The organism is Prochlorococcus marinus str. MIT 0912 (assembly GCF_027359595.1).
Classification (GTDB): domain Bacteria; phylum Cyanobacteriota; class Cyanobacteriia; order PCC-6307; family Cyanobiaceae; genus Prochlorococcus_B; species Prochlorococcus_B marinus_C.
The window spans coordinates 1,468,954-1,483,821 of sequence record NZ_CP114783.1; the positions used below are offsets into that span (position 1 = coordinate 1,468,954).

14 protein-coding genes are annotated in these 14,868 nt (G+C 35.8%); 10 read left to right on the forward strand and 4 right to left on the reverse strand.

Annotation, left to right across the window (positions count from 1 at the left end; genetic code table 11):
- The first annotated feature begins 124 nt into the window (after positions 1 to 124).
- The 4 genes from O5640_RS08460 (at position 125) to O5640_RS08475 (ending at position 5,408) form a co-directional block, all read left to right on the forward strand.
- Positions 125 to 1,210: a DUF4912 domain-containing protein gene (locus O5640_RS08460; RefSeq protein WP_269612007.1), complete on the forward strand. Its 1,086-nt coding sequence runs from the start codon at positions 125 to 127 to the stop codon at positions 1,208 to 1,210.
- Between the two features lie 19 nt (positions 1,211 to 1,229).
- Complete coding sequence (locus O5640_RS08465) at positions 1,230 to 1,400, forward strand: hypothetical protein (RefSeq protein ID WP_269612008.1); 171 nt, start codon at positions 1,230 to 1,232, stop codon at positions 1,398 to 1,400.
- Positions 1,401 to 1,462: 62 nt separating this feature from the next.
- Positions 1,463 to 3,112 carry an alpha-D-glucose phosphate-specific phosphoglucomutase gene (locus O5640_RS08470; protein WP_269612010.1) on the forward strand — a complete coding sequence of 550 codons (1,650 nt, stop codon included), beginning with the start codon at positions 1,463 to 1,465 and terminating at the stop codon, positions 3,110 to 3,112.
- An 88-nt stretch (positions 3,113 to 3,200) separates the two neighbouring features.
- Positions 3,201 to 5,408, forward strand: a complete 2,208-nt coding sequence (locus tag O5640_RS08475) for an AAA family ATPase (RefSeq protein WP_269612011.1) — start codon at positions 3,201 to 3,203, stop codon at positions 5,406 to 5,408.
- On the opposite strand, the gene O5640_RS08480 is transcribed toward O5640_RS08475, so the two are convergent.
- Complete coding sequence (locus tag O5640_RS08480; RefSeq protein ID WP_269612012.1) at positions 5,401 to 6,057, reverse strand: 4'-phosphopantetheinyl transferase family protein; 657 nt, start codon at positions 6,055 to 6,057, stop codon at positions 5,401 to 5,403. The two genes, O5640_RS08475 and O5640_RS08480, sit on opposite strands and share 8 nt — an antisense overlap.
- Here O5640_RS08480 and bcp point away from each other — a divergent pair.
- The gene (bcp, locus tag O5640_RS08485; RefSeq protein ID WP_269612013.1) at positions 6,056 to 6,523 is read left to right on the forward strand and encodes a thioredoxin-dependent thiol peroxidase; all 468 of its coding nucleotides are present in this window, start codon (positions 6,056 to 6,058) and stop codon (positions 6,521 to 6,523) included. The genes O5640_RS08480 and bcp overlap by 2 nt on opposite strands.
- Here bcp and O5640_RS08490 read toward each other — a convergent pair.
- Both O5640_RS08490 and O5640_RS08495 read right to left on the reverse strand, forming a co-directional pair.
- Positions 6,510 to 7,211, reverse strand: a complete 702-nt coding sequence (locus O5640_RS08490; RefSeq protein ID WP_269612014.1) for a type III pantothenate kinase — start codon at positions 7,209 to 7,211, stop codon at positions 6,510 to 6,512. The two genes, bcp and O5640_RS08490, sit on opposite strands and share 14 nt — an antisense overlap.
- Positions 7,212 to 7,214: 3 nt before the next feature.
- Entirely contained in the window at positions 7,215 to 8,006 is a 792-nt protein-coding gene (locus tag O5640_RS08495; RefSeq protein WP_269612016.1) for a phosphoadenylyl-sulfate reductase, read from the reverse strand.
- Between the two features lie 71 nt (positions 8,007 to 8,077).
- Between O5640_RS08495 and O5640_RS08500 the strand changes: the two genes are divergently transcribed.
- From O5640_RS08500 to O5640_RS08520, 5 genes are all read left to right on the forward strand, one after another.
- Positions 8,078 to 9,280 (forward strand): NAD(P)/FAD-dependent oxidoreductase, encoded by a 1,203-nt coding sequence (locus O5640_RS08500; protein ID WP_269612017.1) that lies wholly within the window; start codon positions 8,078 to 8,080, stop codon positions 9,278 to 9,280.
- Between the two features lie 70 nt (positions 9,281 to 9,350).
- A complete protein-coding gene (locus O5640_RS08505) occupies positions 9,351 to 11,168 on the forward strand; it encodes an SLC13 family permease (RefSeq protein WP_269612019.1) in 1,818 nt (605 codons plus the stop codon).
- A 103-nt stretch (positions 11,169 to 11,271) separates the two neighbouring features.
- A complete protein-coding gene (locus tag O5640_RS08510; protein ID WP_269613832.1) occupies positions 11,272 to 12,657 on the forward strand; it encodes a TrkH family potassium uptake protein in 1,386 nt (461 codons plus the stop codon).
- 12 nt (positions 12,658 to 12,669) lie between these two features.
- Positions 12,670 to 13,374 carry a potassium channel family protein gene (locus O5640_RS08515; RefSeq protein ID WP_269612020.1) on the forward strand — a complete coding sequence of 235 codons (705 nt, stop codon included), beginning with the start codon at positions 12,670 to 12,672 and terminating at the stop codon, positions 13,372 to 13,374.
- Positions 13,375 to 13,377: 3 nt separating this feature from the next.
- A complete protein-coding gene (locus O5640_RS08520) occupies positions 13,378 to 14,514 on the forward strand; it encodes an anhydro-N-acetylmuramic acid kinase (protein WP_269612021.1) in 1,137 nt (378 codons plus the stop codon).
- An 18-nt stretch (positions 14,515 to 14,532) separates the two neighbouring features.
- Here the strand turns inward: O5640_RS08520 and O5640_RS08525 are convergent, their stop codons facing one another.
- Positions 14,533 to 14,835 (reverse strand): ribbon-helix-helix domain-containing protein, encoded by a 303-nt coding sequence (locus tag O5640_RS08525; RefSeq protein ID WP_269612022.1) that lies wholly within the window; start codon positions 14,833 to 14,835, stop codon positions 14,533 to 14,535.
- Positions 14,836 to 14,868: the final 33 nt, after the last annotated feature.

A 14,868-nucleotide genomic window follows, 5' to 3' on the forward strand; every position in this document is an offset into this window, starting at 1 on the left:
TTTTTGTCTGTAGATACCACTTTTTGATCTCTTCTTGGAGTCAGTAGATGCTGACCACACCAACGAGAAGAGCACATTTCATCACATACTTATCGGACTGATCCCAAACAAAAAATGGAGGTTTATGGGCGTGACTTTTGATCAAGAATCCCTGTCACGTTTAACACTTCGTCAGCTTCGTATTAAAGCGAGTGAATTAGGTATTCCTCTTTACAGTAGAAAATCAAAGGCTGATCTAGTTAAAAGTGTTTTTCTATACGAAGAAAAAAAGGAATTAGAAAAACAGTTGATAAATAATAAGGCTGAACAATCCAACGAAGATTCATATTCAAGTTCTACTGAGACTAAAGTCGTTTTTCTACCTCGCGATCCCGAGTGGGCATATGTATTTTGGGAGATTTCAGATAAAGACCGTGCTAATGCTCAAAATGAAGGAGCTATTAGACTTTGCCTGCGTTTAGCTGATGTCACCAATAAAAACGATGGAGAAGCTAATCCTGGTACTCTTCAAGAAGTTGTCGTTGATAGTCACAGTACCGAGTGGTACTTACCTATTCCTCTAGGTGGAAGAGATTATAAAGTTGAACTCGGTTATCGAATAGGTCATAAATGGATGTCACTTGCTCATTCATCTTCAGCCAAAGTACCTTCTCTTCATCCAAGTGAACAAATTCTTGATCAATTTGTTCCTTTTAGCCTGGAATCCCCAGTTGCCTTGACTGGTCCAAAGATAGAAAGTTTTGCATCAGAACAACCAGATAGTGGTTTGCATGAGCGCTTGTATCAATCAGCTACCACAAAATTCAGAACTCGAAGAGTTGGTTCAGAAGAATTCCAAGAGGGTGTTCAAGGAGATCTAAATTCAAACAATGAATCTGGTAGTGGTCTTTGGGCTAGTGGGTTGAATGAATCTGGTATTGGAGGGGTTTCTCAAGCACGTTCTTTTTGGTTGGTTGCTGATGCTGAATTAATCGTTTATGGAGCTACTGATCCCTCAGCTAAATTGTTTATCGAAGATGAAGAGGTTCCATTGGCAAATGATGGAACCTTTAGATTGCAAGTCCCATTCAGAGATGGTACTCAGAACTATTCAATTAAAGCGATTGATAAAGATGGTATAGATTCAAGGAACATAACAATGAAATTCGAAAGAGTTACTCCAGTTGATAATACTAATCCAAATTCAAAAGCTGAATCAGAATGGTTTTAAATCTAATCCCCCTTAATTAATGGTTCGCTTAATTGTCGCTTTTACTCCATTAGTTGGCGCTATTGCTTTCCCTTTATTAATTCCTACTACGATTGAGCGTTTTGGACTTGGTCCGGGTGTTTTAAGTGCCTTGATATTAAGTACTCTTTGGTTTATCGCAATGCTTCGTACTTCTGAAATGCCTCACTGAATTCAAAGTGTTGCCATTTCATTTCTATTCATTTTTAGATCATTCACTAATTTATTTTTAAAGTGTTTTCTACAGAATTTAGCCAACTTACAGTTAAGTTAAACTCACCTTTTACTGATCAGAAACCAGGTACTTCTGGATTAAGAAAAAGTACTTTGCAGTTCGAAGAGGCTCATTACCTGGAGAGTTTTATTGAATCAATCTTTTGTTCCCTGCCTGGGGTGCAAGGAGGTATTTTGGTTGTGGGAGGTGATGGTAGATATGGCAACAAAAGAGCGATTGATATTATTGTTAGGATGGCAGCTGCACATGGAATTCAAAAAGTCATAACAACCGTAGACGGGATTTTGTCGACCCCTGCGGCTTCAAATTTGATTCGAATAAATAAAGCAATAGGTGGAATTATATTATCTGCTAGTCACAATCCAGGTGGACTTAAAGGTGATTTTGGCGTCAAGCTAAATGGTTCAAATGGCGGACCTGCCTCAGAATCTCTAACTGATGAAATTTATAATTACTCCAAGAACCTTAAAGAATATAAGATCATAAAATGTCAATCAAATAATTCTTTTTCACGTGGTAAATATAAATTAGCTTCAATGGTTGTCGAGATCATTGATGGAATAGACGATTACATAAATTTAATGAAAGAAATTTTTGATTTTGATTTGATTAGTTCCCATATCAACAAAGATTTTCCGATTGTTTTTGATGCACTAAATGCCGTAACCGGTCCATATGCAAAGCGTCTTTTTGTTGATCATTTAGGAGCTAATGCAGAAACAGTAAGGAATGGAATACCTTTGGAAGATTTTGGAGGTCTTCATCCTGATCCAAATTTGACTTATGCAAAAGATCTTGCTGATTTGCTTTTAAAAGGTAATTTATTTTCTTTCGGAGCAGCATGTGATGGGGATGGCGATAGAAATATGATTTTGGGACGTAGTTGCTTTGTAAATCCTAGTGATAGCCTTGCGATTTTAACTGCTAATTACGATTGTGTACCAGGATATGCCAAAGGTTTATCGGGGGTCGCTCGTTCCATGCCTACGAGCTCAGCTGTAGATGTTGTTGCAAAACATTTAGGGATAAATTGTTTCGAAACTCCTACTGGATGGAAATTCTTTGGCAATCTTTTGGACGCTAATAAAATTACTCTGTGTGGAGAGGAGAGCTTTGGAACTGGAAGTGATCATGTAAGAGAGAAAGATGGATTATGGGCTGTTCTCTTTTGGTTGCAGATACTTGCGTCAAAGAAAAAATCAGTTTCTGAGATAATGAAGAATCATTGGCTATTTTATGGTCGCCATTACTATTCTCGGCATGATTATGAATCTATTCCATCTGACGTTGCAAATTCTCTTTATTCCAGACTGAGGAATATGCTTCCCACTTTGATAGATCAATCTTTTGCTGGAAGAACAGTGCAAAATGCTGACGATTTTAGCTACACAGATCCAGTTGATGGTTCAATTACGCTTAATCAAGGTTTGAGGATTTTATTAGACGATGGTAGTCGAGTGTTAGTGAGACTTTCTGGTACTGGCACTCAAGGAGCTACGTTGAGAGTTTACTTTGAAAGCTATGTTCCTAGTGATGGTGATATCACTCAAGATCCTCAGTTAGCTTTGGATCCGTTAATTAAAAGTATCGATTCTCTAGCTGAGATTTCAAAACGAACAGGCATGTCCACTCCGACAGTTATTACGTAGATAAAAAATCTTTCAATTTGAAACCATCAAAACGACGTTATAAGTTATTTTTTACTTTTAAAGTGTCAAAAATGCTTGTTTATTAGTTTTGGCCAAAGATCTATTTGATTTTAATGGTGAACAGCTAATAAAGAAGAATGCTCCTTTAGCTGATCGCTTAAGGCCTCAAACACTTGATGAATTTGTTGGTCAAGATCACATTCTTGCTCAAGGACGTTTATTGAGACGTTCAATTATTGCTGATAAAGTAGGCAATTTATTGCTTTATGGACCGCCTGGAGTTGGTAAGACTACTTTAGCTAGGATTATCGCCTTAAATACTCTGTCTCACTTTAGTATCGTAAATGCAGCATTGGCTGGCATTAAGGATTTGAGATCTGAGATTGAGTCCGCAATTGATAGGTTAAACAAATATGGTAAACGAACGATTTTATTTATTGATGAGGTTCATAGATTTAATACTGCTCAACAAGATGCTTTATTACCTTGGGTTGAAAATGGAACTTTGACCCTGATTGGGGCGACAACGGAAAATCCATATTTTGAAGTCAATAAAGCTTTGGTAAGCAGATCTAGATTATTTCGGTTGAATAGTCTAAATACGACAGCATTACATCAATTGCTGCAACGAGCTTTGAATGATAAGGAAAGGGGGTATGGGTTGAAATTAATCAATTTAACTAGTGAAGCTGCGGATCATTTGGTTGATGTGTCTAATGGTGATGCACGGGTTCTGCTTAATGCGCTTGAACTTGCTGTAGACAGCACTATTGCAAATCAAGATAGTTCAATATTTATTGATCTCGAGATTGCTGAGGATTCAATTCAAGAACGAGCGGTTTTATACGACAAACAAGGTGATGCTCATTTTGATACGATCAGCGCTTTTATTAAGTCATTACGAGGCTCGGATCCAGATGCGGCATTGTTTTGGCTGGCTCGAATGTTGGAGGCTGGAGAAAATCCACGCTTCATTTTTAGACGTATGCTCATCGCTGCAGGAGAGGATATTGGTCTCGCTGATCCCAATGCAATTGTCATAGTTGAGTCATGCGCGGCGGCTTTTGATCGAATAGGTCTGCCAGAGGGTATTTATCCACTAGCTCAGGCAACCTTGTACTTAGCTGCCACTGAGAAAAGCAATAGTGTGAAGGCTATTTTTAAGGCAGTTCAGAAAGTTAAAGATTCCCAAAAGCAAAATGTTCCGTCTCATCTTAAAGATGCAAATCGAGATCAAGAAGCATTTGGAGATGGCCTGGGTTACAGCTATCCTCACTCATTTTCAAAAAATTGGGTACCTCAGCAATATTTACCAGATAGTTTGCTAAACGAGAATTTTTGGGAGCCAACTGAACATGGATGGGAAGGGCAAAGACGATCTCTTTTGAATGAGAGACGATCTGAACAGTTAGCTTCATTAGTTGAAGTTGAGCAACAAAATCCTTTAACTATTACATCTGGAAAAGTTGATAGTGATTTGGAGAAATGGTTATCTCGCCAAGTTTTGCAAGAGGGAGAACGATTAAAAAACTTGATGACTAAATTATGGTCGGGTATTACTTGGAGAAAAAATCATAGAGTTTTAGTTTTAGAACCTAGTTCTTTGCTTTGGTCTTTAAGGCCTTTAAGAGAGACATCTGAAGGGGGAGTTGTTTTGGCTGTTTCAGAAGATAATCAGCCAAGATTATTAGCTGAATTAGAAGTTTTAGCGCCAATGGAGCGACCTGTTTTAATTGATTCAAAAGTTGAATCAATTAAAAAATTAGAACACAATCTCAAATTTGAGGTGATTGGAGGAAGGATTCCATGGAAAGTTTTTTCTGAAATAAATTTTATGGAATTGTGGCCGATTCTTACTGAGAAATGTACAGAGAATGCAGAATTAAGTTTAATTATAAGTAACCCATGCTCTGGTCCTGCACTTTCTTTAAAGGAAAGTTTAGAGGATGATAGTAATAAGAACAATACTGATTTTTCATTGTTGAGTGATTTAATTTGCAAAGAAGATAATTGGTTAAATAAGCAAGATCATAAAAAGAAATTTATTCTAAGATTAGAAAAATTAGGCTGGAATATTTCTTTTGAAGAATGGACTGAGTTTGTATATCAAAAAGTTGATAGTTCTACAATTAAAAGATGGCTTGATGAAGGAAGTGAATATAGAGAAATCATTCTAAAAGATTGTAAGGAAGAAACATTAGATCGATGGCAGAAATTATTTAAAAGATTGGAAGGCCAGACTATAAAACAGAAACTTCTACATACTAAATATATTGCCAAAAGAATAATTAATTAAGGCAAATTATTGGTTCTTTTGTTAAGGAGTCTTCATCTAATGCAATCGCATAATTCCACTGATCATAAATTCGTTCGTAAATTTTTACTTTATGTCCAAGTCTTTGATGATATGCAAATAATGATTTATTTTCCCAAATCCATTGATTTATATTAGTTGCTATTTTTCCACTCTGCCATTTGATTGCGGCTTCTTTTACTACCCATCTTTTTAGTACTATTTCTTTAGCTTGACTTGGCGTTAAATATTCTATTTCGCTATTTTCATCTTGAGTGAAAAAGCGTTTGGACAATTTATGAGCATGAAACTGTCTATCCTTTCTTTCTATATCTACACCAATTTTTGTTGAAGACCATCCTATTAATAACGCATCAGAACAGTGGCTCATGCTGATATGACCCAATCCCTCCGCCAATAAAGGTGGTTTCCCAGGTTCGGCTTTAAGAGGGATCTCTAGAGGTTCTAAGCCAGTTATGTTGGACATGACATGTCTAAGGCAGCCTCTAGAAAAGTGGTAATTCAATGCTCTTCTTGGGGTTAAATTGTTAACCCATTTTTTCTCTTCGCTGCTTATGGGTAAAAGTTTTGATGGCATTAAAAAAAGCCAAAGACCTAGTACGCTTTTATTGTTTATTTGAGTAGTAATCATGACTCTCTGTATAGGCGATTCTGCACCAAATTTCACTCTCCCTAATCAAGATGGTGTTGATACCAGTCTCACATCATTCAAGGGGTCGAGAGTTGTAATTTATTTTTATCCAAAAGATGATACTCCTGGCTGCACTAAAGAAGCTTGCAGCTTTAGAGATAGTTGGGACCTTTTTGAATCAAACAATATTAAAGTTTTAGGCATTAGTAAGGATGCCTCGAAGTCGCATATAAAATTCATTGATAAACATAAACTGCCATTTATACTTTTAACTGATAATGAGCCTTGTCCTGTTGCGGCATCATACGAAAGTTATGGCTTGAAGAAATTTATGGGTAGAGAGTATTATGGAATGATGAGACATACTTTTGTTATAGATAAAGATGGGAAAATAGAATTAATCTATTTAAAAGTAAAATCAGCAAATATGGCTAATCAAATTTTAAATGATCTTAAATTGAATTAATTTTTTGGTCTATATCAATCATTCCTTCTAGAACTAGATTCGGACAATAATTTATATCAATATTTGTCTTTTTAAGTTCGTTTAATATAATTGGAGCATCACCTCCGCACATCCATATTGGTAATTTTGTTTCCTCTAACAATTTTATGATTAATCCTAATAATCCATTTATTGCACCTTTGATCATTGCATCTTTAGTCTCATGTTGAAATGTTTCTATTGGGATTGTCTTGATGACTGGATTTTCTAAATTTAATGAACCATTTGCCATAGAAGATAGTTGAAGTCTTAATCCAGAAATTAATTGCCCTCCTGCGAATACACCTTTTTTTGTTATTTTTGTGACGCTCATGATTGTGCCTGCATCAATAACAATTAAGCCTTGCTCTTTGCTTGTGAAAGATGATTGCTTTTTATAAGCACTCCATGAAGCTAGAGCTCTATCAATCCCTAAATAAGGTGGAAGATTGATGAGTGGAACATCATCTAAATTTATTTTATTTGAAGGGCATAATTTAATTTTCTCAGGGACGGAACCAACTGAGGCCCAAGTTAATTGAGAATAATCCTTATCTTTAAATTCGATGGGATTTGGCGAGGTATGAAAATATTTCCAATCTTTTTTTCTCTTGCTGGCCCAATGCCATCTTGTATTCCCAATCATTAAATAATTTTTTTCTGAAAACACCAGCTATATCCCTTCTCCTAAAAAATTATTTTCATCAACATGAATACCACACTCTTCACTGACTCCTCCAAATCTTGTTGATCTTCCTTTGGAATTATTATTTTCAGCTACGCTTGAATGCCAATCTCCGACAGTAGAATAGCCTTTTTCAAATAAAGGGTGTTGAGGTAAATCATTATTTTCCATGTAATAGAAAATATCTTTCTTAGTCCAGTTTAATAGTGGTCGGAGAGTTAAACGTTCTCTGATGTAATCAATATGTGACATGGATTCTCTGTTTTTGGTTTGACCTTTTCGAACTCCGCTAGCCCAACAAAGAGTGTCGAGTTCTGATAAGACATTTTCTAAAGGTTCAATTTTTCGTATTTGGTGATATTTGTTTAGATCTCTGAGTTCGCCTGTTTCCCAAAGTTTTCCATATATTGCTTCCATCCTGGCCGGTGAGATAGAGCTTTGGGCTACGATTAAATCTAATTCGAATAGTTTTGTTAGTTCTTCTGCATAGTTATAAGTTTCTTTAGGTAGATAACCAGTATCTATCCAAATTACCTTTGGTTTTTTTCTAGATTTTAAAGCCACTGTCATATGAAGTAAAACCGCAGATTGGATTCCAAAACTGGTTGTTAAAACAAATTTCTCATCAAATTTCTCATGGGCCCATTGAAGTTGATCTGGAGCAGCAAGTTTTTCAAGATATTTACTTGTTGCATCAATTGATTCCACCAGAAAAGGTTGAGCGAAGTTAGTTGATTCTCTCAAATCATCGGTGTAACTGTCTTGGGATTCTTTCTGCATATTTGAGAATTGAATGCCGAATCGGTCAAAGTTTGTTTAGGGTCTCTAAAATAATCTTAAATCTAGTCCATATGGACTTGAACAATTTGAAAACTGACCCAATAGTTGTTGTAGGTGGTGGCTTCGGAGGACTGGCTACTGTTCAAGCTTTGTTAGCCAAGTTAGATGGAACTTCAGTGATTTTGATTGATGAAGGCAATAGATTTCTTTTTAAGCCATTGCTTTATGAGTTATTAAGCGGTGAGCTTCAATTATGGGAGGTGGCACCTCAGTATTCTGATTTAGCGTCAGAATTAGGATTTATTTTTTTACAAGAACGTGTAGTTGAGATTGATGAAATAGCACAAAAGTTAGTTACTTCCTCTGAGATTGAAATCAATTATTCTCAACTTGTAATTAGCACAGGAGTGACAACTAATTATTCCTTGCTAGAAAATTTACAAGACTATGCTTCTGGCTTTTCTAATTTAAATGACTTTCGAATACTTAAAAAGTTAATAACTAACATAAATAATTCTTCTGAATATACTAATCCTATAGTGATTGCTGGAGCTGGTCCAACTGGAGTTGAGCTTGCATGTAAAATTTCTGATTTAATAAAAGATCGGGTTGAAATATATTTAGTTGATAAAGGAGATAAAATTCTACCTACTTGTAAATCATTTAATAGAGAAAAAGCAATCGAAGCAATACGTAAGAGAAATATTAGAGTTTATTTAGACTATTATATAAATTCTGTTGATAAAAATTTTTTAGAACTTTATAGTACTGATAATGAAACAAACAATTTCATTAAAATTGATTATTCTAATCTATTATGGACTGCAGGATTAAAACCTTCAAAATCAAGATTTTTACATCATTTTTTGAATGACAATCTGAAGATTAAAGTAAATAAGTTTATGCAAATGGATGAATATAAAAATATTTTTTTCGTTGGAGATATCACATTTTGTGAAAATGCCCCTTTCCCTTCTTCTGCGCAAGTTGCAATGCAGCAAGGTTCTTTAGTGGCTCAAAATATTATTTCTTTAAGGAAGGGAAATGATCTTAAACCATTCCAATTTGAAGATCTTGGAGAAATGTTGAGTCTTGGCATTGGTAATGCATCTATTACTGGATATGGAATCACCTTGGCAGGACCTCTTGCATTTGAAATTAGGCGTTTTGCATATCTAATGAGAATGCCAGGGTTTCTTCTATCGTTTAAATCGTCTGGTTCATGGTTATTTAGTAAAAAAATAATTAATCATTTATTATCTCAATCTCCTTAGCTCCTTTACGCAGTAGTCTTAAAATTAATACTTGGACAGAGTCAGTTGAAAAGGTTATTAATTAAATAATATGAATGAGATATTAACTGTTTTTGAAAATCCAAAAGCTGTCATAACTTTGGCAGTGTTAATTAGTGCAGTTTGTTTATTTATAAGTAGTGCTCTGGCTCCTGAACTGACTGGACTTTTGAGTGTTGCATTATTAATGGCAACAGGAGTTCTTTCTCCTCAAAAAGCATTGGCTGGTTTTGGAAGCCCTGCTTTGATTACATTGATGGGCTTATTTGCTGTTTCTGCTGCACTTTTTAAAAGTGGAGCTCTTGATCGTTTAAGAGAGTTAATAGCTTCTGAAAGTATTCGAACTCCGCGCAGGTTAATAGCTTTACTTGGTTTGGTTGTTGCTCCTGTGTCAGGCGTTGTTCCTAATACTCCAGTGGTTGCTTCGCTTTTACCAGTTATTGAGGCTTGGTGTATAAAGCGAAAATTATCTCCTTCTCGTGTTTTGCTGCCACTATCTTTCGCTACGGTTTTAGGTGGCACTTTAACTCTTTTGGGGAGTTCAGTAAATTTGTTAGTGAGCGATATTAGCGATCAACTTGGCTACGGTCCTTTTGATCTTTTCACTTTCACTTCAATAGGTATACCTATATGGTTGCTTGGGACGGCTTATATGTTGTTAGCTCCTCAATCTCTACTACCGGATAGAGGAAGAATTAGTTCAGAGTATGGAGGTAGTTCGGATCAAACTGGTTATTTTACGGAGGTTACAATTCCTTCTGGTTCCGAATTGGTTGGGAACTCCTTGAGGAATAGTCGGTTACAAAGAAGATTTGATGTCGATGTTTTAGAAATACAGCGAGAGAATGAGAGGCTTTTACCACCTTTGGCTGATCGAATAATTCAATCTGGAGATCGCTTATTGATAAGAATTACACGCTCAGATCTTTTGCGTTTAAAACAAGAACATACAGTTCAATTAACTAAAAATTTAAATACTGAAAAGAATTTTTTTCTATCCAATACTGATGAAGGCCAACAAACTGTAGAGGTCCTTTTGCCAGCTGGCTCAACCTTGGCTGGAGCGAGTTTGCGAGAATTACGATTTAGGCAAAGGCATAATGCAACTGTTTTAGCTTTAAGACGAGGGCAGCAAACTGTTCAAGAAAGATTGGGACAAGCAATTTTAAGAGAGGGGGATGTACTACTTCTTCAAGCACCTAGAGATTCAATTAGAGGATTGCAAGATAGTAATGATCTACTCGTTTTAGATCAATTTGATAATGATCTACCAACTGTCACAAGAAAACCCATAGCAATTGGTATCGCCATTGCTATGTTGATTCTTCCTTCACTCACTGATTTGCCTCTGGTTGCTTCGGTTTTATTGGCAGTAATTGGAATGGTTTGGGGTGGATGTTTAAGGCCCGCAGAGGTTCAAAGATCAATTCGACTTGATGTAATTCTTTTGCTTGGATCTCTCTCTAGTTTTAGTGTCGCAATGCAAAACACAGGCCTTGCAGATGCTTTTGCGAATATTTTAATTTTTATATTGAAAGACCTATCTACTTATTCCGCTTTACTAGTAATTTTTCTCTCGACTACAATATTCACTCAATTTGTCAGTAACGCCGCTTCAGTAGCTCTTTTGGCACCAATTGCTGTTCAACTGGCTCCAAGTATGGGTCTACCTCCTTTGGCTTTATTGATAACAGTTCTTTTTGGGGCTAGTCAATCTTTTCTTACTCCTATGGGTTACCAGACAAACCTTATGGTATTTGGACCTGGGCGTTATCAGTTCTTAGATGTCACTAGATACGGAGCTGGGTTGACCATCTTAATGACGTTTCTTGTTCCTGGGTTGATTTTGCTAAAGTATGGTATTTCTTAAAGATGATGGATATGATTATTAATTTAGAAAAAAATCCAAAGTTTCTATTTGATTTTGATTATTTAATCTTGTCAGAATTAGTCTCAATGTATTGTCGAAAAAAGTGAGTATTAAGCAAGAAACTTATAGAAGGCTTACCGTTCCACAGTTTACAGTGGTAACGGGTTTAATTGTGATTACTATTGGAACATTATTATTAGCTTCCCCTTTATGTTCTCATGCAAATGTAGGCTTATGGGAGGCATTATTTACGGCAACTTCTGCTGTTACAGTTACTGGATTATCTATTATTGATATAGGGCTAGATTTGACATTTTTTGGGCAAATAATTTTAGCTATTATGTTATTAACTGGGGGCCTTGGTTTAATGGCAATCACTACTTTTCTGCAGGGCTTTATTGTTAGTGGAACAGAATTAAAAACACGTCTTGATAGAGGAAAAACTCTTGATGAATTTGGAGTCGGCGGTGTGGGAAGAACTTTTACAGGGATAGCGATTACAGCATCTATTCTTATTTTTCTTGGTGCTATTACTTTGTATTTTTTTGGTTTCAATAATATAACTAGCTCAAGTGATAGGATATGGGCATCAATTTTTCATAGCATATCTGCTTATAATAATGCCGGATTTAGTTTATGGGCAAACAGTTTACAAGATTATAGAAGTAATTGGGTGGTGAATTTTGTTTTAATTACTTTAATTATATTAGGTGGTTTTGGATGGAGGGTAACTAATGATATTTGGATAAATCGTAGATCTTTAAAATTAAGAAATTTAAGTCTTCATACACGTTTAGTAATTAGATCATCTTTTATATTAGTTTCTCTGGGATTCTTCGGATTGCTTTTTACTGAATCGTTAGCTAGGGGTAGTTTCTTTTCGTTAATTAATTTTGATGATCGTATTTTAACCGCTCTATTTACTTCTGTTAGTGCTCGAACTGCAGGCTTTACGAATTTACCTATATCAATTGAGAGTGTCTCTGATTCTGGTCTTCTTTTAGTAATGTTTCTTATGTTTATTGGAGCAAGTCCAGGTGGTACTGGAGGCGGAATTAAGACAACAACTATTGCGGCATTAATGGCAGCTACTAGAGCAACTTTACGTGGTCAAAATGAAATTATTATTCGGAATCGGCAGATATCTGACAAAGTAATTCTGAAAGCTTTAGGTATTACTGTTGGTTCATTTTTATTTGTATTAATTATGGCTCTATTATTGAGTTTGAGTAATGGTTTAAATAGTGGAGAGAATTTTTCATTTTTAGAAATGCTTTTCACTTGTATTTCTGCTTTTGCAACTGTAGGTTTCGATCTTGGCGTGACCTCTAAGCTAGGACATGTAGGTCAATTAATTCTGATTATTGGAATGTTTGTTGGCAGACTGGGAATCCTTTTATTCTTGAGCGCTGTATGGCAAGCTCTTAATAAAAGCAAGCTTCAAAATCGGAATCGAATTGGCTATCCGAGGGAGGATCTTTATGTTTAAGGAGAACAAATCATGAGTGATTGGTGGCAATGGTCTCCCATAAAAGCGAACCAGAAACTTGGGTTTGCCGTAGTTGGAATTGGTCGTTTTGGAAGTGCGGTATGTAGAGAACTAATGAGAAATGGTGCTGATGTTTTGGCTGTTGATTTCTCAGAGAAGGCAATAGAGGAATTACGTCAACTCGAGCCAACAATTGAAGCTAGGGTGATTGACTCAACGGATGAAGAGTCTATGAAGGAGGCAGGTGTTCTTGAAATGGGGACTGTAGTGGTAGGCATTAGTGAGCCAATTGAGGCAAGTATTACGACAACTCTTATTGCTAAAGACACAGAGGGAAGTTTAGTCAAGCAGGTTATTGCTAGAGCAACAAGTGATCTGCATGAAAAAATGCTGAAAAGGGTTGGTGCTGATCGGGTGGTATTCCCTTCAAGAATGCAAGGAGAAAGATTGGGTTTGGAATTAGTTAGACCTAATTTGATTGAAAGATTAGAACTAGATGATAAAACCGGTATTGATGAGATTAAAGTTCCTGAGGTATTTGTAGGCCGTTCTCTAAGAGATTTGAATCTTAGAAAAAATTATTTTGTTAACGTTTTAGCTGCTGGTCCTGCTCAACTACTGACGGTTAATCCTCCAGCTAAATATATTTTAGAAAAAGACCATGTACTTGTAGTTATGGGCTCAATGGAAGATCTTCAAAAGCTGCCACAAACTTAATCCATGCGTGTCTTGGGTTTAATGAGTGGTACTAGTGCTGATGGAATAGATGCAGTTTTGGTTGAATTTAAAGGTGATCCTTCAAAGCCAAAATGGAAAATTTTAAATACATGTTCATATCAATATCCTTCCTCAACAAGAAAAAAAATAGTACAAGTTGGACAAGGATTAAAAATTAACAGCAAAAATTGGCTTGAGTTGTCTGAGGAAATTACGGAACTAAATGCTCTTGTTGCAAGGAATTGTGATCCTGAATCAACCGCAGACGTTGTTGGATGTCATGGCCAAACTTTATTTCATAGAAGCGTAGAAAGATCAAAAAAAGGAGGAAGTCTTCAGATTCTTTTAGGACCTTTACTTGCAAATATTTTAGATCAAAGTGTCATTTATGATTTTAGATCAAAGGATATTGCTGCAGGTGGTCAGGGTGCCCCTTTAGTAGCGTTAGTAGATGAAGCTTTATTTGGAAGGCTATATGGATGGAGAGGTGTTCTCAATCTTGGAGGCATTGCTAATCTTACAATTATTCCACCTAAAACTGGAATTGATAAAACCTCTGAATGTTTAGGCTGGGATTGCGGGCCAGCTAACTCTTTAATTGATTTGGCTATTCAAGAAAGTACTAATTCATCTTTAATGTTTGATCAGAATGGATCAATGGCAACTCTTGGGATACCTAAATTAGAAGTTATTAAAAAGTGGTTAAGGGATCCTTTCTTTCATCTAGAGCCTCCAAGATCAACAGGTAGAGAGCAATTCGGTTATCAATATTTACAAGAAAGGAAAAAGGAATTGGGTGATATATCAAAAGAAGATTTACTATCAACATTAACTACATTTACTGCGTCAATTGTCTCTCAAGATTTAGATAATCTTTTTAGGTTCAAAAATATTCGTTTAATTGAGCTTTTGGTTGCTGGAGGTGGGAGCAGAAATTCATTTTTAATGAGGCAAATACAGAAAAAATGTCGTGGTTGCCATGTTCGTCAAATTAATGAAATTGGTATTCCATCTCAATTTAGAGAAGCTCTAGTTTTTGCTACTTTATCTTGGTGGAACTTATTAGGGAAAAAAGTTAATCCTAAGTTCGTTACTGGAGCTAATAAATCTATTTTATATGGAGTAAGAGTTGATCCTTGATTTTAATTTATAAAATAGTTAGTCTCTTTTAAATTTTAATCTTTTTGGAATACCTTTTAATCTTTGTGTCTTTTGTTTTTCTAGTGCGTTTATAAAATTTTGTGTTTTAGTTTTTTTTGTTTCTAATTCTTTAGATCCTGAACTTTCTCTCAATTCATGATTCTTAACTCCCTCTTGAATTAAAACTTTGGCCATATTGCTAACAGTTCTAGATTCTGTTTCAGCTAGTTCTGACAATCTTTCACATAAATCCTCTGGTAGGACAACTTGAATGCGAGGCGACTTTTGCTTCCCGTTCGATGAGTTTTGACGAGTAGCCATGCGTACAAAGAACTACCAAGTAGTAAATAGTGT

What these genes read in the sequence shown, in the direction of transcription:
- O5640_RS08480 (WP_269612012.1), bottom strand. Translation starts at nt 6,057, where the DNA reads ATGATTACTACTCAAATAAACAATAAAAGCGTACTAGGTCTTTGGCTT.
- O5640_RS08465 (WP_269612008.1), top strand. Translation starts at nt 1,230, where the DNA reads ATGGTTCGCTTAATTGTCGCTTTTACTCCATTAGTTGGCGCTATTGCT.
- O5640_RS08525 (WP_269612022.1), bottom strand. Translation starts at nt 14,835, where the DNA reads ATGGCTACTCGTCAAAACTCATCGAACGGGAAGCAAAAGTCGCCTCGC.
- O5640_RS08515 (WP_269612020.1), top strand. Translation starts at nt 12,670, where the DNA reads ATGAGTGATTGGTGGCAATGGTCTCCCATAAAAGCGAACCAGAAACTT.
- O5640_RS08505 (WP_269612019.1), top strand. Translation starts at nt 9,351, where the DNA reads ATGAATGAGATATTAACTGTTTTTGAAAATCCAAAAGCTGTCATAACT.
- O5640_RS08495 (WP_269612016.1), bottom strand. Translation starts at nt 8,006, where the DNA reads ATGCAGAAAGAATCCCAAGACAGTTACACCGATGATTTGAGAGAATCA.
- O5640_RS08500 (WP_269612017.1), top strand. Translation starts at nt 8,078, where the DNA reads ATGGACTTGAACAATTTGAAAACTGACCCAATAGTTGTTGTAGGTGGT.
- O5640_RS08520 (WP_269612021.1), top strand. Translation starts at nt 13,378, where the DNA reads ATGCGTGTCTTGGGTTTAATGAGTGGTACTAGTGCTGATGGAATAGAT.
- O5640_RS08460 (WP_269612007.1), top strand. Translation starts at nt 125, where the DNA reads ATGGGCGTGACTTTTGATCAAGAATCCCTGTCACGTTTAACACTTCGT.
- bcp (WP_269612013.1), top strand. Translation starts at nt 6,056, where the DNA reads ATGACTCTCTGTATAGGCGATTCTGCACCAAATTTCACTCTCCCTAAT.